Below are 23,218 nucleotides of genomic sequence, written 5' to 3'. Positions count from 1 at the left end.
CCCGCAGTCACGAACGACGTCACCGTGACCCAGCCCGCCCTGTTCGGCACCGGTCCGGCGCCGGCGCCCCGACTCGCCGACGCCGGCCCCCGGTACACCCCGGTGGAGCTGGCCAAGCTCCTGCGGCTGCCGGCGCCGACCCGGGAGCAGGCCGCGATCATCGCCGCCCCGGTGGAGCCGCTGCTGGTGGTCGCCGGGGCCGGGTCCGGCAAGACCGAGACGATGGCCGCGCGGGTCGTCTGGCTGGTGGCCAACTCGTACGTGCGCCCGGAGCAGATCCTCGGGCTGACCTTCACCCGCAAGGCGGCCGGCGAGCTGGCCCACCGGGTACGAACGCGGCTCGACCAGCTGATCCGCCGGCTCGGCCGTCAGGGGCGGGACCCGCTGGACGACCCACTCGCCGGCGAGCCGACCGTCTCCACGTACCACTCGTACGCCGGGCGGATCGTGACCGAGCACGGGCTGCGGGCCGGCTACGAGCCGTCCACCCGGCTGCTCACCGAGGCGTCCCGCTGGCAGCTGGTCGACCTGCTGGTGCGCAACTACGACGGCGACATGTCCGAGGTGGACCGGATGCCGAGCACCATCACCGACGCGGTGCTGGCCCTCGCCGGGGAGCTGGACGAACACCTGGTCGCCCCGGATGAGCTGGCCGCCTGGACCGGCCGGTTCTTCGCCGAGGTGCAGTCCCGACCGGGCCGGGTCTACGCCGACGTGCGCAAGGCGCTCGCCCTCCAGCAGACCCGGCTGCGTCTGTTGCCGCTGGTGCGGGCGTACGCCCGGCGCAAGGAGGACTTCGAGGCGATGGACTTCGCCGACCAGCTCGCCCGCGCGGCACGGGTGGCCCGGGACCACCCGGGGGTCGGCGAGATCGAGCGGGACCGCTACCGGGTGGTGCTGCTGGACGAGTACCAGGACACCAGCCACGCCCAGGTGGTGCTGCTCAACGCGCTGTTCGGCGGCGGGCACCCGGTGACCGCGGTAGGTGACCCGTGCCAGTCGATCTACGGCTGGCGGGGGGCGAGCGCCGGCACGCTGGACCGGTTCCCCACCGAGTTCGCCCGGGCCGACGGCCGGCCGGCCGAGGCGCTCGGGCTCACCACCAGCTGGCGCAACCGCCCGGAGATCCTCCGGGTGGCGAACGCGCTGTCCACCCCGCTGCGCGCGGCCGGCGCCCGGGTGCCGGAGCTGCGCTCCGCGCAGACCGTCCGGGACCCGATCCCGCACCGCAGCCCGGGTGGGGCGGCCGGCGGCACGGTGCACTGCGCGCTGCTGCCGACGTACGCCGACGAGGCGAACTGGATCGCCGACAGCGTGCTCGCCGCCTGGCGCGGCGCGGCGCGGATGCCCGGCGCGGTGCCCGAGCACATCCCGGTGGCGCAGCGGCCGACCACGGCCGTGCTGGTCCGGGTCCGCAGCCAGATCCCGGCGATCGAGTCGGCGCTGCGCGAGCGGGGCCTTCCGGTGGAGGTGGTCGGGCTGGGCGGCCTGCTGGACACCCCCGAGGTACGCGACGTGGTCTGCACGCTGCGGGTGCTGGCCGACCCGACCGACGGGGCGGCGCTGCTGCGGCTGCTCACCGGCGCCCGCTGGCGGATCGGGCCGCGCGATCTGGTGGCACTGCACCGGCGGGCCCGGTCCATCGCCAACGCCCGGCGACAGGTCGCCGCCGACGACACCTCGGCGATCACCCCCGACCTGCTGGACGAGGCGACCCTGGTGGAGGCGCTGGCCGACCTCGGCCCGGCGCAGGCGTACTCGGCGGAGGGCTTCGCGCGGCTGCGCGCGTACGGCCGGGAGCTGGCGCTGTTGCGGTACCGGCTGGACCAGGCACTTCCGGACCTGATCGCGGACATCGAGCGGACCATCGGCCTGGACGTGGAGGTCGCGGTGCGGGCCGGCCGGGACGGCGCGGGCGACGCCGGCCTGGCCCGGGGTCACCTGGACGCTCTCGGCGACGTGGCGGCCCGGTTCAGCGGGGAGACGCCCGGCGCGACGCTCTCCGGTTTCCTGTCCTACCTGGCAGCCGCCGAGGATGAGGAGCGCGGTCTCGCCCCGGGCGAGGTCGAGGTGGTGGAGGGCGCGGTGCAGGTGGTGACCGCGCACGCCGCGAAGGGCCTGGAGTGGGACGTGGTGGCGGTGGCCGGGCTGAGCCGAGGGCTGTGGCCCGGGCCGGTGCGCAACTCCGACCACTGGCTGGGTGGGCTGGGCGTGCTGCCGTTCCCGCTGCGCGGTGACGCCGACGGGTTGCCTGAGCTGGCGCTCGACGAGGCGGCGGACCAGCGGGCCGTGGCCCGGGCGGTGACCGACTTCACCGACGCCTGGCGCGCCCACGACGAGAGGGAGGAGCGGCGGCTGACGTACGTGGCCGTGACCCGGCCGCGCCGGCTGCTGCTCTGCTCCGGTTACTGGTGGGGGGAGGGGACCAAGCGTCCGCGCGGCCCGTCACTCTTCCTGCGCGAGGTGTACGACGCCTGCCTGGACGGCGGCCCGGGGCACCTGGTCGACGCGTGGGCGCCGGAGCCGACCCCGGACGCGACCAACCCGACCGCCGAGGTGGTGCTCCGCGCGGAGTGGCCGGCCGACCCGCTGGGCGGTCGTCGGCCGGCACTGGCGCAGGCGGCCGCGCTGGTCCGCCGCCTGATGACCGACGGCTCGGCGGACGTGGCGGTCGCCGGTGGGCCGGTCGAGCCGGAGGTTGATCCGGAGGTGGCGCGCTGGCAGCGCGAGGCGGACCTGTTGCTGGCCGAGCGGGCCGAGTTGACCCGGCTCTCCGGCGCGGTCGAGGTGGCCCTGCCCGGGCAGCTGAGCGTCACCCAGTTGGTCGCGTTGCGACGTGATCCGGCGGCGCTGGCCCGCACGTTGCGCCGCCCGGTGCCCACCGAGCCCAACCCGTACGCCCGCCGCGGCACCGCCTTCCACGCCTGGCTGGAACAGCGGTTCGGCGCCGACCGGCTGCTCGACGTGGACGAGTTGCCCGGCGCGGCGGACGCGGACGCCGCGCCGGACGAGGCGCTCGTCGAGCTTCAGGAGCGCTTCCTGGCCAGCGAGTGGGCCGACCGGGTGCCGGTGGAGGTGGAGGTGCCGTTCGCCACGGTGATCGCCGGGGTCGTGGTGCGGGGGCGGATGGACGCGGTCTTCGCCCGGCCGGGCGGCCGGTTCGACGTGGTGGACTGGAAGACCGGCGCGCAACCGACCGGCGCGGCGGCGGAGGTGGCTGCGGTGCAGTTGGCCGTCTACCGGCTGGCATGGGCGGAGCTGGCCGGCGTGCCGGTCGACCGGGTGGGAGCGGCGTTCCACTACGTCCGGCACGGGGTGACGGTCCGCCCCGCGGACCTGCTGGAGGTGACCGGGCTCACGGCCCTGATCGCCAAGCTGCCAGAAGATTCCGTCCAACATTGACCATGGCGCGAAAATCCGTGGTAGGTTGAACGGGTTGCAGTTTTGGTTACCAGAGACTCTGTGTGCGCCTGGCGGGATTGTGGCCCCAGGCGCTCTTTGTTGTGTCCGGAGTTCTCCGGGCGGGGCGACCAGAAGCGACAGGCGATTCGCGCATTCCCGCGCGGAGCGCTCCTCTTCGGGCTCGCAACAAGTGCGAGTCCGACGTTCCGTCAAGGAGACGAAACACATGGCTATTGGCACCGTGAAGTGGTTCAACGCTGACAAGGGCTTCGGCTTCATCACCCCGGACGGCGGCGGCGCTGACGTCTTCGCCCACTTCTCGGCGATCCAGTCCTCCGGCTACCGGAGCCTGGACGAGAACCAGCGGGTCGAGTTCGAGGTGACCCAGGGCCAGAAGGGCCCGCAGGCGGAGAACATCCGCCCGCTCTGATCTTCGGATCGGCCAGCATTACCTGTCGCGCCCTCCGGGTGCGGCGGTGACGGGACCGGCCCGCCCCGTCGTCGACCTGCTTACGCAGGCGGCGACCCGGCGGCGGGCCGGCCCGTACCCCCTTCGGTTCGTGCTTGTGAGTCCTGGCGGCCTTTTCCGCTGGCGACAGCGCCGTCTTCGGCGCCCTCCCTCGACACGTGCCGCGTCGAGGAAGGCTTCTGCGTGACCTCTGTTATTCCTTCGTTCGCCCATACCGGTCTGGCGCCGGCGCTGCTCACCGCGCTGACCGCGCAGGGCATCACCGAGCCGTTCCCGATCCAGTCGGCCACGCTGCCCGACTCGCTCGCCGGTCGGGACGTGCTCGGCCGGGGTCGCACCGGCTCCGGCAAGACCCTCGCCTTCGGGCTTCCGCTGCTCTCCCGCACCGCCGGCCGCAAGGCCCGCCCGGGTCGCCCGCTGGCCCTGGTGCTGGTGCCGACCCGGGAGTTGGCGCAGCAGGTGACCACCGCGCTGTCCCCGTACGCCCGCGCTGTCGGGCTGCGCTGCGCCACCGTCGTCGGCGGGCTGTCGTTGCAGCGCCAGGCGGACGCCCTGCGCGCCGGCGCCGAGGTGGTCGTGGCCACCCCCGGTCGGCTGCACGACCTGATCAACCGCGGCGACGCCCGGCTCGACCAGGTCGAGATCACCGTGCTGGACGAGGCCGACCAGATGGCCGACATGGGCTTCCTGCCGCAGGTCACCAAGCTGCTGGAGCAGGTCGCGCCGCAGGGGCAGCGGATGCTCTTCTCCGCGACCCTGGACGGCGGCGTGGACCGGCTGGTCCGCCGCTTCCTGAGCAACCCGGTGACCCACTCGGTCGACCCGGGCACCGCGACGGTCACCGCGATGACCCACCACGTGCTGCACGTCGACGCGGTGGACAAGCCCGACGCGTTGACCCGGATCGCCGCCCGTGAGGGCCGCACGATCCTGTTCATGGGTACGAAGCACCGCGCCGACCGGCTCGCCCGCCAGTTGCTCTCCAAGGGGGTACGCGCGGCCGCGCTGCACGGCGGCAAGTCCCAGCCGCAGCGCACCAGGATCCTTGAGCAGTTCCGCAACGGCCAGGTGACCGCCCTGGTCGCCACGGACGTCGCGGCCCGGGGCATCCACGTCGACGGCCTGGACATGGTGGTCAACGTGGACCCGCCGACCGAGGCGAAGGACTACCTGCACCGGGGCGGCCGGACCGCCCGGGCCGGTGAGTCCGGCTCCGTGGTCACCCTGGTCCTGCCCGAGCAGCGCCGGGACGTGTCCCGGCTGATGGCCACCGCCGGCATCCGGCCCGAGTCGGTCCAGGTCCGCCCAGGCGACGAGGCGCTGGCCCGGGTGACCGGTGCCCGCGAGCCCTCCGGCGTGCCGGTGACCATCGCCGCCCCGCCGGCGCCCGCTGGTCGGGGTCGCACCGCCGGTGGATCCGGCGGCCCGGTCGCCGACGGTGCCGCCCGCCCGGCGCACCGCGCGTCGGGGCGGTCCCGCCGCCCGCGCCGTCCCCGTACCGTCTGATCTCCCGCACCGCGACCGACCCGCTCCGCTTCGGCTGGGCGGGTCGGTCTGTCTGTGGCAGTTCTGTCTGTGGCAGGTCTGTCTGCGGCACCAGCGGCCGCAGGCGCACGCGCGGCCGTGCCGGGGTGAGCAACCGGCCCTCTGTGACTGCCTTTGCTCTGCTTCAACCCACGCAACGGGCACTGTCCGGATAGCGGACACCGGCTGTTGCGCGGGTTGAAGCAGAGCAAAGGTGGCAGAGCAGGTGCCCTCTGGCGCTGGCCCGGCCCTGGTGCTGGCCCGGTTCTGGCGCTGCCCGGGTGTTCCTTTGAGTCGGTAATCAGCCTCGGCTTGGTCGTTTGGCCGACTGCGCCCCGGCCGCATCTGGTCGAAGCTGGCCAGCGGGGGGAGCCGGGCGGGGGCCCGGCACGGAAGGGGTGACCATGGCGGGCGAAGCCGGCTCGGGGGCGCTGCGCGAACTGATCCTGGTGGTCGCGGTCGCGCTCGCCGGGCTGTTGCTCGCCATGGTTGCGGCCTTCGCGCCCTGGCACGCCACCCCGGTGGGCAACGCTCCCGCCGGTCTGGTGGAGCTGCACAGCCCCGGCGACCTGGGCTCCGGCCCGACGGTCGCACACGTGAGCTGAGCAGCGGCCGGACCGACCGGTGCCGGCGGAGGGGCAGGCCCGGTCAGGATCGGTACGAGGCGTGGTCGGGTCGGCGGGGCACCGGCCCGACCACGCCGCAACCTGTTGGCGAACGCACCCCGTCGGTGTCGGATGGTCACGACGCGGCGGGGGCGCGGCCGGTCGGGTCGCGGGCGAGCAGGTCGGCCAGGGTCGTGCTGTCCACCACCGTGGCGATCGCCCCGTGCACGGCCAGCCAGACGTCGGTCAGCCCGGCCGCCACCCCGTGGTAGCCGGCCCGCTCGGCCGGCAGTCCGCGTACCGTGGTCAGCGAGCCGCCGACGGCGCGCAGCACGTCCCCCACGCTGATCTCGTCGGGCGATCGGGCGAGCGCGTACCCGCCCTCGGTGCCGCGATGGCTGAGCAGCAGGCCGGCGCGGCGCAGGTCCAGCAGGATGCCCTGGAGAAAACTCAGCGGGATCTCCTGCACCTCGGCCAGGCTGGCCGCCTTCACCAGGTCACCACCACCACCACCACCACCGTCGCCACCACCACCACCGCCGCTACCTTCAGCGGCAGCGGCAGCGGCGGCGGCGGCGACGGCGACGGCGAGCATGGCCCGGAGGGCGTAGTCGCTGCGCGCGGAGACGTACACGTCACTGACCAGCCTGGTCCAGCACACCCCAGCGGCGCCGGATCGCCTTGTCCGCCGCACCGAACGCGGCATCCACGACCAGGCCGAGCACCAGGATGACGATCATGGTGGAGAGCAGCCAGGGCGCGTCGGACAGCTCGCGGGAGTAGGTGAGCTGGGCGCCGAGGGAGGTCTGCGAGATGCCGACCACGATCAGCTCGCCGGCCATCAGGCTCCGCCAGGAGAAAGCCCAGCCCTGCTTGAGCCCGGCGACGATCGCCGGCAGCGCGGCCGGTGCGATCACGTACCGGTAGAGGTTGAGCCCTCGGGCGCCCAGGTTGCGGCCCGCGCGCAGGAGCAGCGGCGGCACGTAGTCCACGCCGGAGATCACGCCGTTGGCGATGGACGGCGCCGCGCCGAGCACCACCACGAAGAAGATCGCCTTCTCGCTCAGCTCGAACAGCAGGATGGCCAGCGGAAACCAGGCTATCGACGGCATGGTCTGCAACGCGGTGATCATCGAGCCGATGGCGGCCCGGAGCACCGTGGACCGGGCCACCGCCAGGCCCAGGAGCAGGCCGACCGCGACCGAGAAGATGTACCCGACGGCGGCCCGGCGCAGCGTGGTGAGCAGGCCCTCCCAGAGCTGTGGGCCCTGGGCCTGGGTCAGCAGTTCGCGGCCGACGACCAGCGGCCCCGGCAGCGAGTACGGCGGCTTCCAACCCGACCAGACCACCAACTGCCAGGCCGCGATGACGATGGCCAGCGCGGCCAGCTTGGGCCAGGTGGCGGCCCAGACCCGGGTGCCCCGGGAGATCTCCTTCTCCCGGCCGACGATCTCCAGCGCGTCGAGGCCGGAGATCTGCGCGTCGGTGCGCGCCGTGCTGGTGAGGGTGTCACTGGCCATGGCGGCCCACCTCCGTACGGAGCCGCTCGGTGACCTCGGCGGCGATGGCGGCGACCTCGGGGGAGTCGATCCGCCGTGGGCGCGGGATGTCCACAGTGGTGGAGTAGATGATCCGACCGGGTCGGCTGGAAAGCAGGATGATCCGGTCGGCCAGCCGGGCTGCCTCGCGGACGTTGTGCGTCACGAAGAGCACCGAGAGTTTGCGCTCGGACCAGATCCGTTCCAGCTCGTCGTGCAGGATGTCCCGGGTCATCGCGTCCAGCGCGCCGAACGGCTCGTCCATCAGCAGCACCGGGGTGTCGAGGGCCAGCGTGCGGGCCAGCGCGACCCGCTGCCGCATCCCACCGGAGAGCTCGTGCGGGCGCTTGCGGCCGAAGTCGGCCAGGTGCACGGTGCGCAGCAGCTCCGCCACCCGCGCGCGCCGCTCGGCCCGGGGCAGCCCGCGCAGCTTCAACGGGACCTCGACGTTGCCGTCGACGGTCAGCCAGGGAAAGAGCGCCGGCTCCTGGAACATCAGCCCGGCGCTGGCGTCGCCGGCCAGGGCGATCTGCCCACCGCTGGGCCGATCCAGCCCGGCGACCAGGTTGAGCAGGGTGCTCTTGCCGCAGCCGGAGGCGCCGACCAGGCAGACGAACTCGCCCGGCGCCACGTCCAGGGACACGCCGTCCAGGGCCAGTACGGCGTTCCCTCCGCGTCCGTACACCTTTGTCACGTCGGAGAGCGCGACCGCGGTGGTCGCGCTCCCCGGCGCCGTCGTGGTCGACGTCATGGCTGGATGACCTCGGGCTTGCCCTGCGCCTTGAGCGCGTTGTTGAGGTACGTCAGGTCGTACAGGCCCTTGAGGTCCACCGGGTCGGTCAGCTTCACCTCGACGGCGTGGTCGAGCCCGGCCTTGAGGGAGCTGGGGATCGGGTCGTTGGTGAACTCCAACGTCGTCCACGCCTGCTTGATCAGCTTCAGGTCCAGCGGCTTGCCGGTGATCTTGCCGATGGCGTCGGAGATGGCCTGCTGGGCCTCGTCCGGCTTGCTGTTGACGAACTCGTTCGCGGCCACCTGGCCGTCGACCAGCTTCTGCACCACGTCCGGGTGTGCCTTGAGGAACTTCGTGCTGACCAGCAGGTTGGTGATGACGAACTTCTTGTCCGGCCAGAGGCCGCGCTCGTCGACCAGCACCTTGCCGCCGGCGTTGACCAGCCGGGAGACGAAGGGCTCGGGCACCCAGGCGGCGTCGATCGCGCCGCTATTGAACGTCTCCACCGTCTGGGCGTTCTCCTGCGGCACGATCTTGACGTCGCCGCCGCCCTCCTTGGTGGTGGTGAGCCCCTGCTGCTTGAGCCAGTAGCGGACCGCCACGTCCTGGGTGTTGCCCAGCTGCGGGGTGGCGACCTTCTTGCCCTTCAGGTCCTGCGGGCCGTTGATGCCGGGCTTGACGACCAGCGCCACGCCACCGGAGGCGGCGCCGGAGACGACCCGGACGGCTTCACCCTTGGACTTGGAGAACGCGTTCACGGTCGGGTTCGGACCGATGTAGGTGGCGTCCAGCGCACCGGAGAAGACGGCCTCGATGGCGGCCGGGCCGGCGTTGAACGTCTTCGGGTCCAGCTTCACGTTGGCGCCGAGCTTCTCGGCGAAGATGCCCTTCTCCACGCCGACGACCGCCGGCGCGTGGGTGATGTTGGGGAAGTAGCCGAGGCGCAGCGTCACCGGGCCGGAGCCGCCGCCCGCGGCCTCGCTGTCGTCGCCGCACGCGGCGGTGCTGCCCAGGGTCGCCGCGCCGACCACGGCGAGGGTGGCCAGGCTGACCATCCGGCGCAGGGGGAGCCGCCTCATCGTCCGTCCAATCCGCAGTATTCCTACTTACTTGGTAGGAAGACTGGGGCAGGCCGCACGCAGCGTCAAGACTCATCCACATGCCGGGACAGCGCGTCCCAGATATGTCGGCATCTCCCACCAGTTTGCTAGGGCATCCGAAGTTCGGGCCGGAAGGTGCTGCCCCTGGTGGCCGATCCGGTGGAGGCGGCTCCGCGGAGGTCGCCGGTGGTGGAGGTGCCGACGCGCTAGGGTCGATCCCGTGGCGGCGCGGAGATCCAGAATTCCAGCGACGAAGTACCCGGTCGAGCGGTTCACCCTCGACAACGGCCTGCGGGTGGTGCTCACCCCCGACCGCAGTGCTCCGGTGATCGGGGTGGCGGTGGTCTACGACGTGGGCATCCGCTCCGAGCCGGAGGGGCGCACCGGCTTCGCCCACCTCTTCGAGCACCTGATGTTCCAGGGCTCGGAGAACCTGGAGAAGCTGGCCCACTTCCGGCACGTGCAGGGCGCCGGGGGCACCTTCAACGGCTCCACCCACCTGGACTACACCGACTACTTCGAGACGCTGCCGAGCAACGCGCTGGAACGCGCGCTGTTCCTGGAGGCGGACCGGATGCGCGGCCCCCGGCTGACCGAGGAGAACCTGCGTAACCAGGTCGACGTGGTCAAGGAGGAGATCCGGGTCAACGTGCTCAACCGGCCGTACGGTGGCTTCCCGTGGCTGACGCTGCCGCCGGTCATGTTCGACACATTCCCGAACGCGCACGACGGCTACGGCTCCTTCGACGACCTGGAGTCGGCGACCGTCGCCGACGCCGCGGACTTCTTCCGTCGCTACTACGCCAGCGGCAGCGCGGTGCTGGCGGTCAGCGGCGACATCGACGTGGCCGAGGCGACCGAGCTGGTCACCCGCCACTTCGGCGACGTGCCGGCCCGTCCGGCGCCGCGGCGACCCGACTTCACCGAGCCCGACCTGACCGCCGAGCGGCGTACCTCGTACACCGACGCGCTGGCGCCGCTGCCGGCGGTGGCCGGCGCCTGGCGGGTGCCGGACCCGGTCACCGACTTCGCTGCCTACCTGCCGTACGTGGTGCTGGCCGAGGTGCTCACCGACGGCGACGCGTCGCGACTGGTCGAGCGGTTGGTCCAGCGCGACCGGACGGTGACCAGCCTCGGCGGATACCTCGGCTTCATGGGCGACCCGTTCGACGTGCGCGACCCGACCGCGCTGCTGCTCCAGGCGCACCTGCCGCCCGGTGGCGACGTGGACAAGGTGCTGCGCACCATGGACGAGGAACTGGAGCGGCTGGCCACCGACGGGCTGACCGAGGGGGAACTGGCCCGGACCCAGGCCCGGATGGCGACCCACCTCCTGCGGGACACCGACGCGGTGCTCGGCCGGGCGCTGCGGATGGCCGTCCTGGAACAGCAACGCGGCGAGCCGGGTCTGCTCAACGATCTGCCCCGGCTGGTCGGCGAGGTCACCGAGGAGCAGGTGCGCGCCGCCGCGGCCACCCTGCGCCCGGAGCGCCGCGCCGCCGTCGAGGTCATCGCCGGAGGTGCCCGATGAGCGCCGCCACCACCGTCCCCACCGGGCCGCGTACGCTGCCCCCGCTCGGCCCCACCCGCAAGCTCAAGGTGCCCAAGCAGGCCGAACGCACGCTGCGCAACGGCCTCACCGTGATCGCCGTACGCCGGCCCGCCGTGCCCCTGGTCGAGCTGCGGCTCTGGGTTCCCTTCGGCCGGGCCCACCTGGCCCGCGGCGCGATGCTCTCGCAGACCATGCTCTCCGGCACCGAATCGATGACCAGCGTGCAGATCGCCGCCGAGTTGCAGAAGGTGGGCGGAGGCCTCTCGGCGGGCGTCGATCCGGACCGGCTGATGCTCTCCGGCGCCGGCCTGGTCACCGGGCTGGACCGGATGCTGGAGCTGCTGGCCGAGGTGCTGACCGGGGCCAGCTACCCCAGCGGGGAGGTGGCCATCGAGCGGGACCGGCTGGTCGACCGGATACAGGTGGCGCAGAGCCAACCGGCGCACCTGGCCCGGGAGGCGCTGCTGAAGCGGATTTACGGCCGCCACCCGTACGCGACGCAGACGCCGGAGCCGGGCCAGATCCGCGCCGTCCGACCGGCGGCGCTACGCACCCTGCACGCGGAGCGGGTACACCCGGCGGGCGCGCAGTTGGTGCTGGTCGGTGACGTGCAGCCGGAGAGGGCCCTGGACGCGGCCGAGCGGGCCCTCGGTGGCTGGGCCGGCGCGGGGCGCACGGCCGAGCTGCCGGCCACCCCGCCGCTGGAGTCGGGGCCGCTACTGCTCGTCGACCGGCCCGGCTCGGTCCAGTCCTCGGTGCGGATCGCGCTGCCGGCCGTGCCGCGCACCGATCCCGACCACGCCCCGCTGCAACTGGCCAACCTGATCTTCGGCGGCTACTTCTCCTCCCGGTGGGTGGAGAACATCCGCGAGGACAAGGGCTACACGTACGGCCCGCACTCGGTGATCGAGCACTCGGTGGCCGGGTCGGTACTGGTCGCCGGCGCCGAGGTGGCCACCGAGGTCACCGGTCCGGCGTTGCTGGAGACGACGTACGAGCTGGGTCGGCTGGCGTCGCTGCCGCCGAAGCCCGAGGAACTGGAGCAGGCCCGCCAGTACGCCCTCGGCACCCTCCAGCTCGGCATGTCCACCCAGGCCGGGCTGGCCGCGTTGACCAGCGCGTACGCCGGCAACGGCCTGCGCCTGGACTTCCTCGCCGAGTACGCGTCCCGGCTCGCGAAGGTGACCACCGACGACGTCGCGCGGGTGGCGGCCCACCACCTCGCGCCAGCTCGGGCGGCGGTCGTGGTGCTCGGCGACGCCGAGCGGGTCGCTCCGGGGTTGGCCGCGCTGACCGCGGTCCGGACCGAGCCGGTGCGGCAGTGAGCCGGACGTCCGCGCCGGCTGCGGAGGGTGCGGCGTGAGTGGGGAGACGGCGCCACCGCTGGCCCGGTCCACGCTGGACCGGGCCGCGCACCGGCGGGGCGATTCGCGGTGGCTGACCGAGGCGTGGTTGCGTGCCCGGGTGCTGCTGCTCGACTCGACGGACGAGGGGCGGACGCTGGCGCACACCGACGCGTCACCTCCGGCGCTGGTGCTGTTCGGGGCGGCGGACGTGCCGGTCGGGTCGGAGTCGATCGCGATGTTCCTCGGTGTCGAGCCGGACGGGGTGCCGGTCTTTGCGGTCGACACGCCGCTGCCGGTGCTGCCGGGCACACGGGCGGTCAGCCTGCGCGAGGTGGGGCATCTGCTCGGCGACCGGGAGGCCGGCCTCTTCACCACCGCGCTGGCGCTGGTCAACTGGCACACCCGGCACGGCTACTCGGCGGCCACCGGAGCACCGACCGAGATGGACGAGGCCGGTTGGTCCCGGGTGGACCGCAACGGCGGGCGGATCTGGCCGCGTACCGACCCGGCGATGATCGTGCTGGTGCACGACGGCGTCGACGGCCCGGACGGGCGTTGCCTGCTCGGCAACAACGCCGGCTGGCCGGGGACCCCGGGCGGCCGGCGCTACTCCTGCCTGGCCGGCTACGTGGAGCCGGGGGAGTCGGCGGAGGCCGCCGTGCTGCGCGAGGTCCGCGAGGAGGTGGGCATCGGGGTCGAGCGGGTCGGGTACGTGGGCAGCCAGGCGTGGCCGTTCCCCGGTTCGCTGATGCTGGGCTTCCTGGCCACCGCCGACCCGACCGATCCGGTGCAGGTCGACCCGTCCGAGATCGCGTACGCCCGCTGGTTCACCCGGGGGGAGATCGGGGCGGCGCTGGCCGGGAAGACCGTGGATGTGGGTGACGGGGCCCAGTTGATCCTGCCGCCGCCGTCGTCGATCGCGCTGTTCCTCATCCACCGCTGGCTGGACGGCTGGGTGGACGCCGACCGGTGAACACGGTCCCGGCCCGTGGCCGCCGTTGCCGCGGCGGTCACGGGCCGGGAACACGGGCCGTCGTGGTCGGCTGGGGCGAAAACGCGGCGGGGGAGCCGTTCCGACCACGACGGACGTCTCGTGGGTCAGGTGCTGGTGCGGCCCGGTCTGTGTCGGAACGTGGGTCGGGCTTCGCCCAGCGGCAGGACCTTGACCCGTTGCCTGCCGGCGCGGACCGCGCCGACCGTGGCGAGTGCCCGGGCCAGCAGCAGCGCGGCGTCCCGGTCCTCGGCGTGCACGATCTGGCGGCGTGGCTCGGGGGCGGTCGTCTCGTCGCGGAGTCGGTGGCCGTCCGCCCAGGCGGCGGCGATGTCCCCGTCGGCGACGGCGCGGATGTCGGTGCGAACGATCAGGAACCGCATGAGGGTCTCCGGATGAACCGCGACGAATGAGTCGGTGTGGAAGTTCCACGTACTCGATCGCCATGTTACGCCGCGTGTTCGTCCCAGCAACTGAAACGCGCCTATTGGTTTCGAGCCTCGTCCGATCGGCGGATGCCTGGTCAGCGGGGTCGGCGGTGGGTAACGCGACGGGGCCGCCGGCAGCGCGCCGACGGCCCCGTCCCGGTCACCGGATCAGTTCGGATCGAACTGGCCCTTCTTCGCTCCGGCGATGAAGCCGAGCCATCCCGCCCGGTTGAACAGCAGCACCGGGCCACCCCGGTCCTTGCTGTCGCGCAGCGCGACCGCGGACGGGCCGGTGCCCAGCGGAGCGACCTCCACGCAGTTGGAGGTCTGGCTGCGCGTGCTGGTACGCCACGGGGCGTCCGACAGCCGGTGGGCGGGGACAGACGGCGTGTTGCGGATGTCGTTCATGGTTCTGCTCCTGATGTGAACCGCTCCGATGGGACAAGTGGTGCCGCACGCCCCGACGGAGGGTCCCCCGTGGATCACCGTTCCGTCAGCCGCCCCGAGGCCCGGCGGCGTTGGGGCGGCGCCGTTGCCGGCCCGAACGCCACTGTGGAAGGGGGCACCGCCTCGGTCAGCCGTCCCGTCGCCTCGATCAGCCAGGAGAGGGTGTCCGAGGCGGTAAGTGCCGCCGTGCATAGCCACTCGAACACCACTTTATAGCGATTTAGCGCGATTGCCTCGGTCGACATGACGTCGGTGAACCCCCCTTCGATGGTCAGCGTCTCCGGATCGAGCGGATCGGCGAACCGGTAGAGGGAGAACGCGGTCGGCGGGAGGTACCAGTTGCCGATCTGGGTGTCCCGGAGCAGCACGTGCAGCGTCACGTTGGGCAGCAGCGCCAGCTCGCACAGCTGGCGAAGTTGCTCGTGCAGCACCTCGGGCGGGCCGGCCCGGCGGCCGAGGGCCGCCTCCTCCAGTACGGCGGTGTAGCGGGGCGCGTCGGGCTCCCGGGTGAGCAGCGTCTGGCGGGCCAGCCGTGCCTGCACCTCGGTCTCCGGCTCCTCGCCCGGCTCCGGCTCACCGGCGCCCTCGGCCACCTGACGGGCCGAGACGATCCGGACCTGCGCGTACCCGGGGGTCTGCAACAGCCCCGGCACCAGCACCGGGTTGTACTCGGAGATCTCCGCGCAGCCCGCCTCCAACTCGGCCCAACTGCGCTGCTGCTGCGTCATCACCGGGAAGTTCTTCAACCAGCCCCGCATGTCACCGGCCTCGCCGGTGATCCCGAGCAGCTCCTCGTGCAGTGCCGCGTCGGCACCGTAGAGGTCGAGCAGAACCCCGACGTCCTGCGGGTCGGGTCGGCTGCGCCCGTTCTCCAGCCGGGACAGTTTCGACGCGGAGGCCCAGCCGATCCGCTCGATGACCTGGTCGCCGGTGAGGCCTGCGGCCTCGCGCAGGCGGCGCAGCTCTGTGCCCAACCGGCGACGACGCAGGATCGGGCTGGGTGCGGCAGGAGGCACGTGTCCTCTTTCCCGTCGACCGCCGCAGACGCGACGGTAACTGTATGAAATTCGCCCCCCACGGTCAGTATGGACGGCGCGGCCGGCGTTGGAGGTTCCGGCGGGGGCGTGTCTTGCGAAAAATGGACCTTTGGTACGCCGACCACGGCGGGCCCCGAGGTCGCGGCCCCGTCGACCACGCCCGCCCGGGCGCGCCATCCCCGCCGGAGGGACCCATGCGCACCGTCCTGCGCCGATCCGATTTCCGTCTGCTCTTCGGGGGCCTGCTGGCCAGCATGACCGCCGAGTCGATCCTGCTGCTCGCGCTCGCGATCTGGGTCAAGGACCTGACCGGCTCCGACGGGCTCGCCGGCGCCACGATCTTCGCCGTCGTCGCCCCGATGACGCTCGCGCCGCTGGTCGGCTGGTTCGTCGACCGCTACCCGCGCCGGCCCTTCTTCGTGGCCGCGAACCTGGTCACCGCGGTGCTGCTCACCCCGCTGTTCACCGTCCGGGACGCGGGCGACGTCTGGCTCGTCTACACGGTGGCAGCCCTGTACGGCCTGTCCCACATCACGCTCAGCGCGGCACTCAGCGGGCTGATCCGGCAGCTGGTGCCGGTTGAGCTGCTGGCCGAGGCGAACGGCGTGCTGCAGACCGTACGCCAGGGGCTGCGGCTGGTCGGCCCGCTGGTCGGTGCGGCGCTCTACGCGGCGGTCGGCGGGTGGGCGCTGGCCGGGATCGGCGTGGTCGGATTCCTGACCGCGGCCGCCGTGGTGACCGCGCTGCCCACCCCGCAGCCGGCGCCGCCGACGGTACGGCTGCGCTGGCCGGCCGAGCTGGGTGCCGGGCTGCGACACCTGGCCGGCGAGCCGGCCCTGCGCCGTGCCCTGCTCGGCTACGGGCTCGGGTCGCTGGTGATGGGCTTCAGCGAGTCGCTCATCTTCGCCTACGTCGACCAGGGGCTGGGCCGGGACGCCGCGTTCGTGGGTGTGCTGGTCACCGTGCAGGGCGTGGGTGGGCTGCTCGGTGGGCTCTGTTCGCCGGCGCTGGTCCGCCGGCTCGGCGAGGTCGGCACGCTGGCCGCCGGGGTCGCGTTCTTCGGGCCGGCCGCGCTCGCGCTCGCGTACCCCGATCTGCGGCTCGGTTTCGCCGCGGTGCTGCTGGCCGGCGTCTCGCTGCCGCTGACCATGGTGGGGCTGCACACGCTGATCCAGCGGCGTACCCCTCCCGGGCTGGTCGGCCGGGTCGTCGCCGAGACCGAGGCGGTGGTCAGCGGGCCGCAGGCCTTCTCCATCGGCGCGGGCGCACTGCTGGTCGGGTTCCTGGACTACCGGGCGCTGTTCGCGCTGGTCGGGGTGGCCACCCTGGTCGCCGGCGGCTACCTCTGGCGGGGCCGGCACCTCAGCGCGCCGCCCGGCGCCCGCCCGCCCACACCGCCGCCCGGCCCGACCCTTCCGGCGCCGCGACGCCCGGCGGACGACGCGGACCAGCAGGTGGTGACCGGGAGCCACCGGTCGCCGCGCCGGTGACGGATACCGGACACGACGAGCGGCCGCCCCGATCGGGGCGGCCGCTCGTCGGAAATGACCCGGCCGGTCAGGCGGTGAGGGTCTCCAGGTGCTGCTTGACCTGGGTGATCGAGGGGTTGGTCAGGGCGCTGCCGTCGGCGAAGCGCAGCGTCGGCACCGTCTGGTTGCCGCCGTTGACGCTCATCACGAACTCGGCGGCCTTCGGGTCCTGCTCGATGTCGACCACCTCGTACCCGATGCCCTCCCGGTCGAGCTGCGACTTCAGCCGGTGGCAGTAGCCGCACCAGGGGGTGGAATACATCGTCAGCATGGTCGGGCCCTCCAACTCATCCGCCGCCGGCTTGCGGATCAAGCCGAGGCTGTTCGCTGCAACGTCCGGGACAGCTGCGATGATTCCTGGTTGTGGCGGTTCACTCAGCGTCGGAAAGCGTGCTCGCCGGGCTGGACCCGGATCAGCGCTCTGCGGTGACCGCACCCGCCGGCCCGGTCTGCATCCTGGCCGGCGCCGGCACCGGCAAGACCCGCGCGATCACCTCCCGGATCGCCCACCGGGCGCTCTCGGGTGAAATCTCCCCCCGGCACGTGCTCGCGGTCACCTTCACCGCCCGGGCCGCCGCCGAGATGCGAAGTCGACTCACCGTCCTCGGGGTGGGTGGTGTGCAGGCGCGGACCTTCCACGCCGCCGCACTGCGCCAGGTGCGCTACTTCGCGCCCCGGCTGCTGGCCGGCCGGGCCATGCCCGAACTGCTGGACAGCAAGGTGCGGCTGGTCACCCTCGCCGCGGCACGGGTGGGCCTGCGGACCGACCGGGCCGCCGCGCGGGACCTGGCCGGCGAGATCGAGTGGGCCAAATCGTCGCTGGTCGAGCCGGGGGACTACGTGGTCTCGGCCGCCCGAGCCCTGCGCGACACGCCGCACGAACCGACGAAGGTGGCCGAGGTGTTCACCGCGTACGAGCAGCTCAAGCGCTCGAACGGCGTAATCGACTTCGAGGACATGCTGCGCGCCGCGGTGTGGGGCATCGAGGAGCACCCGGACGTCGGCGAGCAGGTGCGCGGCCAGTACCGGCACTTCGTGGTGGACGAGTACCAGGACGTCAACCCGCTCCAGCAGCGGTTGCTGGACGCCTGGCTGGGCGGCCGGAACGACCTGACCGTGGTCGGCGACGCCAGCCAGACGATCTACTCGTTCACCGGGGCGACCTCGGCGTACCTGGTCGACTTCCCGCGCCGGCACCGGGGCGCCGCCGTGATCCGGCTGGTTCGGGACTACCGCTCCACCCCGCAGGTGGTCGGGTTGGCCAACGCGGTGATCTCCCAGGCCCGGGGCACCGAGGCGCGGCTGCGGCTGGAGTTGAGCGGGCAGCGCCCGGCCGGCCCCGAGCCGGACCTGCGGATCTTCACCGACGAGCCGGCCGAGGCCAACGCCGTGGCCGCCCGCTGCCGCTCCCTGATCGGCGCGGGCACACCGGCCAGGGAGATCGCCGTCCTGTTCCGGACCAACGCGCAGTCCGAGGCGTACGAGAAGGCACTCACCGAGGCCGCGGTGCCGTACGTGGTGCAGGGCGCGGAGCGGTTCTTCGAGCGGGCCGAGGTGCGCCAGGCGATGGTCGCGCTGCGCGCCGCCACCCGGTCGATCCCGGGCGAGACCCCGCTGCCGGGCGCCGTCGTCGAGGCGCTCACCGCGGTCGGTTGGGCCCCGGACGCGCCCCCGGCCGGTGGCGCGGCCCGCGAGCGGTGGGAGGCGCTGGCCGCGCTGGTCCAGCTCGCCGAGGAGTACGCGGCCACCCAAGAGGTGGTGCCGATCGGCGAGGCGGCGGCGGTCGAGCGGCCGGTCACCCTGGCCGACTTCACCGAGGAACTGGCCCGTCGGGCCGCCCAGCAGCACGTGCCGACCGTGGACGGGGTGACCCTGGCCTCGCTGCACTCGGCCAAGGGGCTGGAGTGGGACGCGGTCTTCCTGGTCGGCCTCGCCGAGGGCACCCTGCCCACCACGTACGCCAAGACCGTCGAGCAGGTCGAGGAGGAACGCCGGCTGCTCTACGTCGGGATCACCCGGGCCCGGCAGTGGCTCTGGCTGTCGTACGCCGCCGCGCGCTCGCCGGGCGGACGGGCCCGGCGGCCGTCGCGGTTCCTGCCCCAGTTGGACGGCTCCGGCGGGACCGAGCGGGCCACCGGTGGCGCCGGTCCGGCCCGCCGCCCCGAACGGCGTCGGACCCAGATCGTCTCCTGCCGGATCTGTGGCGCCACCCTGCTCGCCGGCCCGGACCGCAAGCTGGGTCGTTGCCCCACCTGCCCGTCCGACATCGACGATGAGCTGCATGAACGGCTGCGCGAGTGGCGACAGCGGGTGGCCGGGGCGCAGAAGGTCCCCGCGTACGTGGTGTTCACCGACGCCACGCTGGTCGCGCTGGCCGAGCGACGGCCCGGCCGGCCGGAGGAACTGATCGCGATCGCCGGCATCGGCCCCCGGAAGTTGGGCCTCTACGGCGAGTCGGTGCTCGCGCTGGTGGGGGGCGCGGGAGTGGACGACGTCTGCCCGGAGAAAACTTTCGAAATCTCGTCGTAAATTCGTTTGCCCTCGCCCCGGCGCGAGGAATAACCTCAGAACACACCACGCGAGCGGCGCCATTCCGGCTGCTCACGGGGGGTCGGTCCGGTCGATATACGAGAACGTGAGGGAGGTGGTACCCGTGAGGATCTTCACCTATGAGCGTCTGGCGGTGATGCCAGCTGTCCACGCTCCGTTGTCGGCTGTCCGGGTGGCCCTCGCGGCCGCACGACCGTCGGTTCCGCAGGTGCACCAGGTTCAGGCCGAGCTGAACCTGACTGTCGCCCCCATCGGAGTCGAGGGGACCAGTGGCTTCACGGGCATGGCCATCCAGGGCGCCAAGAAGCGCACGGATGTCCGCGGCGTTCCACCTCGAGGTAGACCGGTCTGACCATCAGACACCGGCTCACCTCGAGGCCGCGGAACCCGCTTACCGGGATCCGCGGCCTCAGTTTTTTGCCCCGCCGAAGTACGTCGGAATGCGATCCATGAGATCGAAGTGTGAGAGAGAGGTGACCGGGCGATGAGTCTGGCGTTGGCCCCCCTCGACGTGAGCGTCGAGATGGAGGCGAACCTGCCCTGCCGGAAGTTCGACCCCGACCTGTGGTTCTCCGACTCGCCTGCCGAGCTCGAGCTGGCCAAGTCGCTCTGCGGGGACTGCCCGCTGCGCGTCGAGTGCCTGGCCGGGGCGGTGGAGCGAGCGGAGCCGTGGGGCGTCTGGGGCGGCGAGATCTTCGAGCGTGGCGCGGTTGTCCCGCGCAAGCGGCCCCGTGGCCGCCCGCGCAAGGAGGACGTCGCACGTGACGCCGCGCTCCGGGTCGAGGCCGAGGCGCGCCTGGCGGCCAGTGGGCTGTCCGAGGTGCGTGGCGCGGTCCGGCTGGCAGCCTGACATGTTCCCGATCCGTACCAACTACGCCGGTGTCGCACCGGCAGCGAGTGAGAAGACGACCATGCTGCACGTACCGACTGGAGCTTTCGAGATGCAACTACTCAACGAAGCGTTGTCCCGGGCTCGAATGCGCCGGCCTCAGGCCGGTCGTACCACCACGAGCACTGAGGCAACCCGATCCGCCCGTACCGTCGCCATGAACAGCCGCAACCAGTCGGCACGCGACCTGGGCGTTCTCTAGTACCACCCACGCAGAAAGGGGCGGGTGCCACCGGCACCCGCCCCTTCGCCGTGCAAGGAAGGGCACCTTCTTAACGCCTGCGGTAGAGGAAGGGCCCCTTCTTAACAACCGGTGCCGGATGGCACCCGCCCTTCTTGGCGTGCGTGCTCAGGCGACCGGGGCGAAGCCGGGCAGCCAGCGCTCCAGGATGCCCCGGTACGGCGCCTTCGCCTCCAACTGGCAGAGCACCCCGATCGACCCGAGCGTCACCCGGTGGATGAGCAGGTACGACGGCGGCAGGTTGAGCTGCCGGCTGAGCTGGTAGGTGGGGGAGCGGGGGCTGGCCAGCCGGGCCGCCTCGGCCCGCAGCCAGGCCCGGGTGAAGCGGAACTCGTCGGCTGCGATGGGCTCCAGCATCGGACGGAGGAAGTCCAGCACCGCCTCGCCGTCGATCTCCTCGGTGGAGCTGACGAAGCCCTCCGACCGCAGCCCCGCCACCACCCCGTCGGCGTCGTTCCGCAGGGCCAGCGCGGCGATGCGACCGATCGGCTCCGGCGTGCCCTCCGGCATCCGGGCCACCGCACCGAAGTCGATCACCCCGAGCCGACCGTCGGGCAGTATCCGAAAATTGCCCGGGTGCGGATCGGCGTGCAGCAGCCCGGCCCGCTGCGGTGCGGAGAGGTGCAGGGTGGCCATCAGGCGGCCGGCCTCGTCCCGCTGCTCCTCGGTGCCCTCGCGGATGATGTCGGCGAGGGGTGTACCCGTCACCCACTCGGTGACCAGCACCCGAGGCGACGCGGAGACCACCGCCGGGATGTAGATCTCCGGGTCGTCGGCGTACGCGGCGGCGAAGGTGCGCTGCGACTCGCCCTCCAGCTCGTAGTCCAGCTCCTCAGTGATCCGTTCGCGCAGCTCGACCAGGAGCGGCTTGACGTCCAGGCCGGGCTGGATGGCCCGGAACATCCCGCCGAGCCGGGAGAGCTGCTTGAGGTCGGCGAGCAGCGCGTCACCGGCGCCCGGATACTGGATCTTGACGGCCACGTCGCGGCTGTTCGGCTCGCCCGAGGGGCCGTACCCGGGCTCACGCCACCGCGCCCGGTGCACCTGGCCGATGCTGGCCGCGGCGGCCGGGGTGTCGTTGAACTCGACGAACCGGTCCCGCCAGTCCGGGCCGAGCTGCTCGGTCAGCACCTTGTGCACGCTGGCGACCGGCAGCGGCGGAGCGGCCTCCTGGAGCTTGGTCAGCGCCTGGCGGTAGGGGGCGGCGATCTCCTCGGGCAGCGCCGCCTCGAAGACCGACAGGGCCTGGCCGAACTTCATCGCACCGCCCTTGAGCTGGCCCAGCACGCTGAAGAGCTGCTCGGCGGTGCGCTGCTGAATCTCCGCGGAGATCACGTCGGAGGCGAGCCCGGTGACGCGCTTACCCATGCCGAGGACGGTCCGACCGGCGAAGCCGAGCGGCAGAGCGGCGAGTTTGGCGGTCCGGGACACGGCCCGGCGCGGGATGTCGGTCACTCGGTCATTGTTACCGACCGGAGGCCCCCGCTGCTGCTGTGCCGCCGGGCTGGTGCCCACACTCGGCTCGGCGAGCACCCGCACGCCGGGTGGGGCGGCCAACCCCGGCGGCGAAACCGGCCCGGGCCGGTGACCTCCGTGGCACCGCCCAGCGTCTCCGGGCTGCCCCCGTCGAGCTGCGCGAGCGCCTCGGCCAGCGCGTACCCGGTGGCCGCGAGCAGTGTGCCGGTGGCGCCGGCGGCGGCCGGCTCGGCGGCCGCGAGTTGGGCGGCGAGCCGCGGCCAGTCCGGGTCGCGGTCGGCCCGGTGCAGCTCCACGCAGTGCAGGCAGGGCCCGGCGGGTGGGCGGACCAGCGGCCCGATCACCGGTACGCCCTCGCGCAGGGTGACCAGCAGGTGCGGCTGGCGGCGTTGGGCGAGACCGGCGGCGAGCAGCGCCGGCGGGCGGTCGGTGCCGAGCTGGATCACCAGGTCGATCCGGGCGGTGCGACCCGGTTGGGTGCCGGTGCCCGGTGCGACGCGGTCGACCGCGGCCCGTACCGCCGGAGCGAGCGGGTCGCCCAGCTCGGCGGCCGGGATGCCGGTGCCGACCAGGTCGATGGGGCGCACCGGACCGGTGAGGTGTGGGATCACCTGTCCGACGCCGGACTGGGCCAGCGCCACCGCCAGGGGCGCGCCGAGCGCTCCGGCCCCGGTGAGCAGCACCCGGGCGGCCTGTCGTCGGCGCAGGCACTGCGCGGGGGTGCCGGGCAGCCGGCCCGTGGCGAGGGCCAGCGCGCCGGCCTCCGCGGCGAGCCGGGCCCGGACCGGCCCGGTCAGCTCGCGGGGGAGCAGGCTGTGCCCGGGCATCAGCAGGCACGCCGTGCGCAGGGCGTCGAGCAGGTCGAGTGCCTCGTCGGTGGTGACCCGGGCGGTGGCCGCGTGGGCCAGCACGGCGCGCTCGCTACGGGTGCCGTCCAGCAGGTCGAGCAGGTGGGCGGCGCGCAGGTTGGCCAGCTCCAGCAGCACGGCGGGCCCGGGGCCGACGCCGAGTTGGAGGGTGTGCCGGTCCCGCCAGAGCCGGCAGAGACCGGGCAGCAGGGTCGGGCGCGGCAGGGCGGTACGACTCATGATGACGAATCGTGACCGCGTCCCTGCGCTCGGTCGATCGTTGTCCACAGGTGGTCGGGCCACTGTCCAGCGCTGTCCACAGGATTCGCCGGGTTATCCACAGCCCGCCGGTACGCGTGTCGGGCACCCGACAGACCGTGGATGACCTCCGGAACGGCAACGGGGGCGGGGGGGGGGGGGGGCCCCCCCCCCCCCCCAAACCCCCCCCCCCCGCCCCCCGGCCGGGGGGGGGGGGGGGGTTCAGGTGTTGCCCCCAAACCCCCCAAACCCCCG

General features: G+C 73.1%; 21 protein-coding genes. 11 read left to right on the top strand and 10 right to left on the bottom strand.

Annotation, left to right across the window (positions count from 1 at the left end; translation table 11 throughout):
* Positions 1 to 24 precede the first annotated feature (24 nt).
* The 4 genes from ACFYPS_RS25940 to ACFYPS_RS25925 all read left to right on the top strand — a co-directional run bounded on the left by ACFYPS_RS25940 (position 25) and on the right by ACFYPS_RS25925 (position 6,000).
* Entirely contained in the window at positions 25 to 3,402 is a 3,378-nt protein-coding gene (locus ACFYPS_RS25940) for an ATP-dependent helicase (RefSeq protein WP_387327694.1), read from the top strand.
* Between the two features lie 226 nt (positions 3,403 to 3,628).
* Positions 3,629 to 3,832 (top strand): cold-shock protein, encoded by a 204-nt coding sequence (locus ACFYPS_RS25935; protein ID WP_007464836.1) that lies wholly within the window; start codon positions 3,629 to 3,631, stop codon positions 3,830 to 3,832.
* Between the two features lie 222 nt (positions 3,833 to 4,054).
* Entirely contained in the window at positions 4,055 to 5,377 is a 1,323-nt protein-coding gene (locus ACFYPS_RS25930) for a DEAD/DEAH box helicase (RefSeq protein ID WP_354963712.1), read from the top strand.
* A 422-nt stretch (positions 5,378 to 5,799) separates the two neighbouring features.
* Positions 5,800 to 6,000: a hypothetical protein gene (locus ACFYPS_RS25925; RefSeq protein WP_354963713.1), complete on the top strand. Its 201-nt coding sequence runs from the start codon at positions 5,800 to 5,802 to the stop codon at positions 5,998 to 6,000.
* A gap of 136 nt (positions 6,001 to 6,136) precedes the next feature.
* Here ACFYPS_RS25925 and ACFYPS_RS25920 read toward each other — a convergent pair whose 3' ends face one another.
* The 4 genes from ACFYPS_RS25920 to ACFYPS_RS25905 are packed head-to-tail and all read right to left on the bottom strand — an operon-like array spanning position 6,137 to position 9,350.
* A complete protein-coding gene (locus tag ACFYPS_RS25920; protein WP_354963714.1) occupies positions 6,137 to 6,634 on the bottom strand; it encodes an Rrf2 family transcriptional regulator in 498 nt (165 codons plus the stop codon).
* Between the two features lies 1 nt (position 6,635).
* Positions 6,636 to 7,520 (bottom strand): ABC transporter permease, encoded by an 885-nt coding sequence (locus tag ACFYPS_RS25915; protein ID WP_354963715.1) that lies wholly within the window; start codon positions 7,518 to 7,520, stop codon positions 6,636 to 6,638.
* Complete coding sequence (locus ACFYPS_RS25910) at positions 7,510 to 8,289, bottom strand: ABC transporter ATP-binding protein (protein WP_354963716.1); 780 nt, start codon at positions 8,287 to 8,289, stop codon at positions 7,510 to 7,512. The genes ACFYPS_RS25915 and ACFYPS_RS25910 overlap by 11 nt, the downstream gene beginning before the upstream one ends.
* A complete protein-coding gene (locus tag ACFYPS_RS25905) occupies positions 8,286 to 9,350 on the bottom strand; it encodes an ABC transporter substrate-binding protein (RefSeq protein WP_354963717.1) in 1,065 nt (354 codons plus the stop codon). Before ACFYPS_RS25905 ends, ACFYPS_RS25910 begins: the two co-directional genes overlap by 4 nt.
* A 241-nt stretch (positions 9,351 to 9,591) precedes the next feature.
* On the opposite strand from ACFYPS_RS25905, the gene ACFYPS_RS25900 reads away from it, so the two are divergent.
* From ACFYPS_RS25900 to nudC, 3 genes are read left to right on the top strand one after another with little or no spacing between them, the layout of a single operon-like run.
* Complete coding sequence (locus tag ACFYPS_RS25900; protein ID WP_354963718.1) at positions 9,592 to 10,902, top strand: pitrilysin family protein; 1,311 nt, start codon at positions 9,592 to 9,594, stop codon at positions 10,900 to 10,902.
* Positions 10,899 to 12,248 carry a M16 family metallopeptidase gene (locus tag ACFYPS_RS25895; protein WP_387327687.1) on the top strand — a complete coding sequence of 450 codons (1,350 nt, stop codon included), beginning with the start codon at positions 10,899 to 10,901 and terminating at the stop codon, positions 12,246 to 12,248. The genes ACFYPS_RS25900 and ACFYPS_RS25895 overlap by 4 nt, the downstream gene beginning before the upstream one ends.
* Before the next feature lie 34 nt (positions 12,249 to 12,282).
* Positions 12,283 to 13,242, top strand: coding sequence for an NAD(+) diphosphatase (nudC, locus tag ACFYPS_RS25890; RefSeq protein ID WP_354963720.1), 960 nt, complete (start codon positions 12,283 to 12,285; stop codon positions 13,240 to 13,242).
* Between the two features lie 125 nt (positions 13,243 to 13,367).
* Here the strand turns inward: nudC and ACFYPS_RS25885 are convergent, their stop codons facing one another.
* The 3 genes from ACFYPS_RS25885 to ACFYPS_RS25875 form a co-directional block, all read right to left on the bottom strand.
* Positions 13,368 to 13,643: a hypothetical protein gene (locus tag ACFYPS_RS25885; RefSeq protein ID WP_354963721.1), complete on the bottom strand. Its 276-nt coding sequence runs from the start codon at positions 13,641 to 13,643 to the stop codon at positions 13,368 to 13,370.
* 213 nt (positions 13,644 to 13,856) lie between these two features.
* On the bottom strand, positions 13,857 to 14,096 hold the full coding sequence (locus tag ACFYPS_RS25880; RefSeq protein WP_354963722.1) for a DUF397 domain-containing protein: 240 nt from the start codon (positions 14,094 to 14,096) through the stop codon (positions 13,857 to 13,859).
* Between the two features lie 74 nt (positions 14,097 to 14,170).
* Positions 14,171 to 15,151 (bottom strand): helix-turn-helix transcriptional regulator, encoded by a 981-nt coding sequence (locus tag ACFYPS_RS25875; RefSeq protein WP_354963723.1) that lies wholly within the window; start codon positions 15,149 to 15,151, stop codon positions 14,171 to 14,173.
* A 215-nt stretch (positions 15,152 to 15,366) separates the two neighbouring features.
* Between ACFYPS_RS25875 and ACFYPS_RS25870 the strand changes: the two genes are divergently transcribed.
* Complete coding sequence (locus tag ACFYPS_RS25870; RefSeq protein ID WP_387327681.1) at positions 15,367 to 16,662, top strand: MFS transporter; 1,296 nt, start codon at positions 15,367 to 15,369, stop codon at positions 16,660 to 16,662.
* A 67-nt stretch (positions 16,663 to 16,729) separates the two neighbouring features.
* Here the strand turns inward: ACFYPS_RS25870 and ACFYPS_RS25865 are convergent, their stop codons facing one another.
* On the bottom strand, positions 16,730 to 16,972 hold the full coding sequence (locus ACFYPS_RS25865) for a mycoredoxin (protein WP_139582276.1): 243 nt from the start codon (positions 16,970 to 16,972) through the stop codon (positions 16,730 to 16,732).
* A gap of 92 nt (positions 16,973 to 17,064) precedes the next feature.
* On the opposite strand from ACFYPS_RS25865, the gene ACFYPS_RS25860 reads away from it, so the two are divergent.
* From ACFYPS_RS25860 to ACFYPS_RS25850, 3 genes are all read left to right on the top strand, one after another.
* Positions 17,065 to 19,230 (top strand): ATP-dependent DNA helicase UvrD2, encoded by a 2,166-nt coding sequence (locus tag ACFYPS_RS25860; protein WP_354963725.1) that lies wholly within the window; start codon positions 17,065 to 17,067, stop codon positions 19,228 to 19,230.
* Positions 19,231 to 19,354: 124 nt separating this feature from the next.
* A complete protein-coding gene (locus ACFYPS_RS25855; RefSeq protein WP_354963726.1) occupies positions 19,355 to 19,603 on the top strand; it encodes a hypothetical protein in 249 nt (82 codons plus the stop codon).
* A gap of 132 nt (positions 19,604 to 19,735) precedes the next feature.
* Positions 19,736 to 20,101 carry a WhiB family transcriptional regulator gene (locus ACFYPS_RS25850; protein WP_074314263.1) on the top strand — a complete coding sequence of 122 codons (366 nt, stop codon included), beginning with the start codon at positions 19,736 to 19,738 and terminating at the stop codon, positions 20,099 to 20,101.
* A gap of 388 nt (positions 20,102 to 20,489) precedes the next feature.
* Here the strand turns inward: ACFYPS_RS25850 and ACFYPS_RS25845 are convergent, their stop codons facing one another.
* Together ACFYPS_RS25845 and ACFYPS_RS25840 are read right to left on the bottom strand one after the other, a co-directional pair.
* Positions 20,490 to 21,836: an AarF/ABC1/UbiB kinase family protein gene (locus ACFYPS_RS25845; RefSeq protein ID WP_354963727.1), complete on the bottom strand. Its 1,347-nt coding sequence runs from the start codon at positions 21,834 to 21,836 to the stop codon at positions 20,490 to 20,492.
* On the bottom strand, positions 21,833 to 22,945 hold the full coding sequence (locus tag ACFYPS_RS25840) for a hypothetical protein (RefSeq protein ID WP_354963728.1): 1,113 nt from the start codon (positions 22,943 to 22,945) through the stop codon (positions 21,833 to 21,835). Before ACFYPS_RS25840 ends, ACFYPS_RS25845 begins: the two co-directional genes overlap by 4 nt.
* Positions 22,946 to 23,218 lie beyond the last annotated feature (273 nt).

This window comes from Micromonospora sp. NPDC005087 (genome assembly GCF_042872965.1).
GTDB lineage: Bacteria > Actinomycetota > Actinomycetes > Mycobacteriales > Micromonosporaceae > Micromonospora.
The sequence above is the reverse complement of the archived record's forward strand: the minus strand, read 5'-3'. Positions and strand labels throughout refer to the sequence as shown.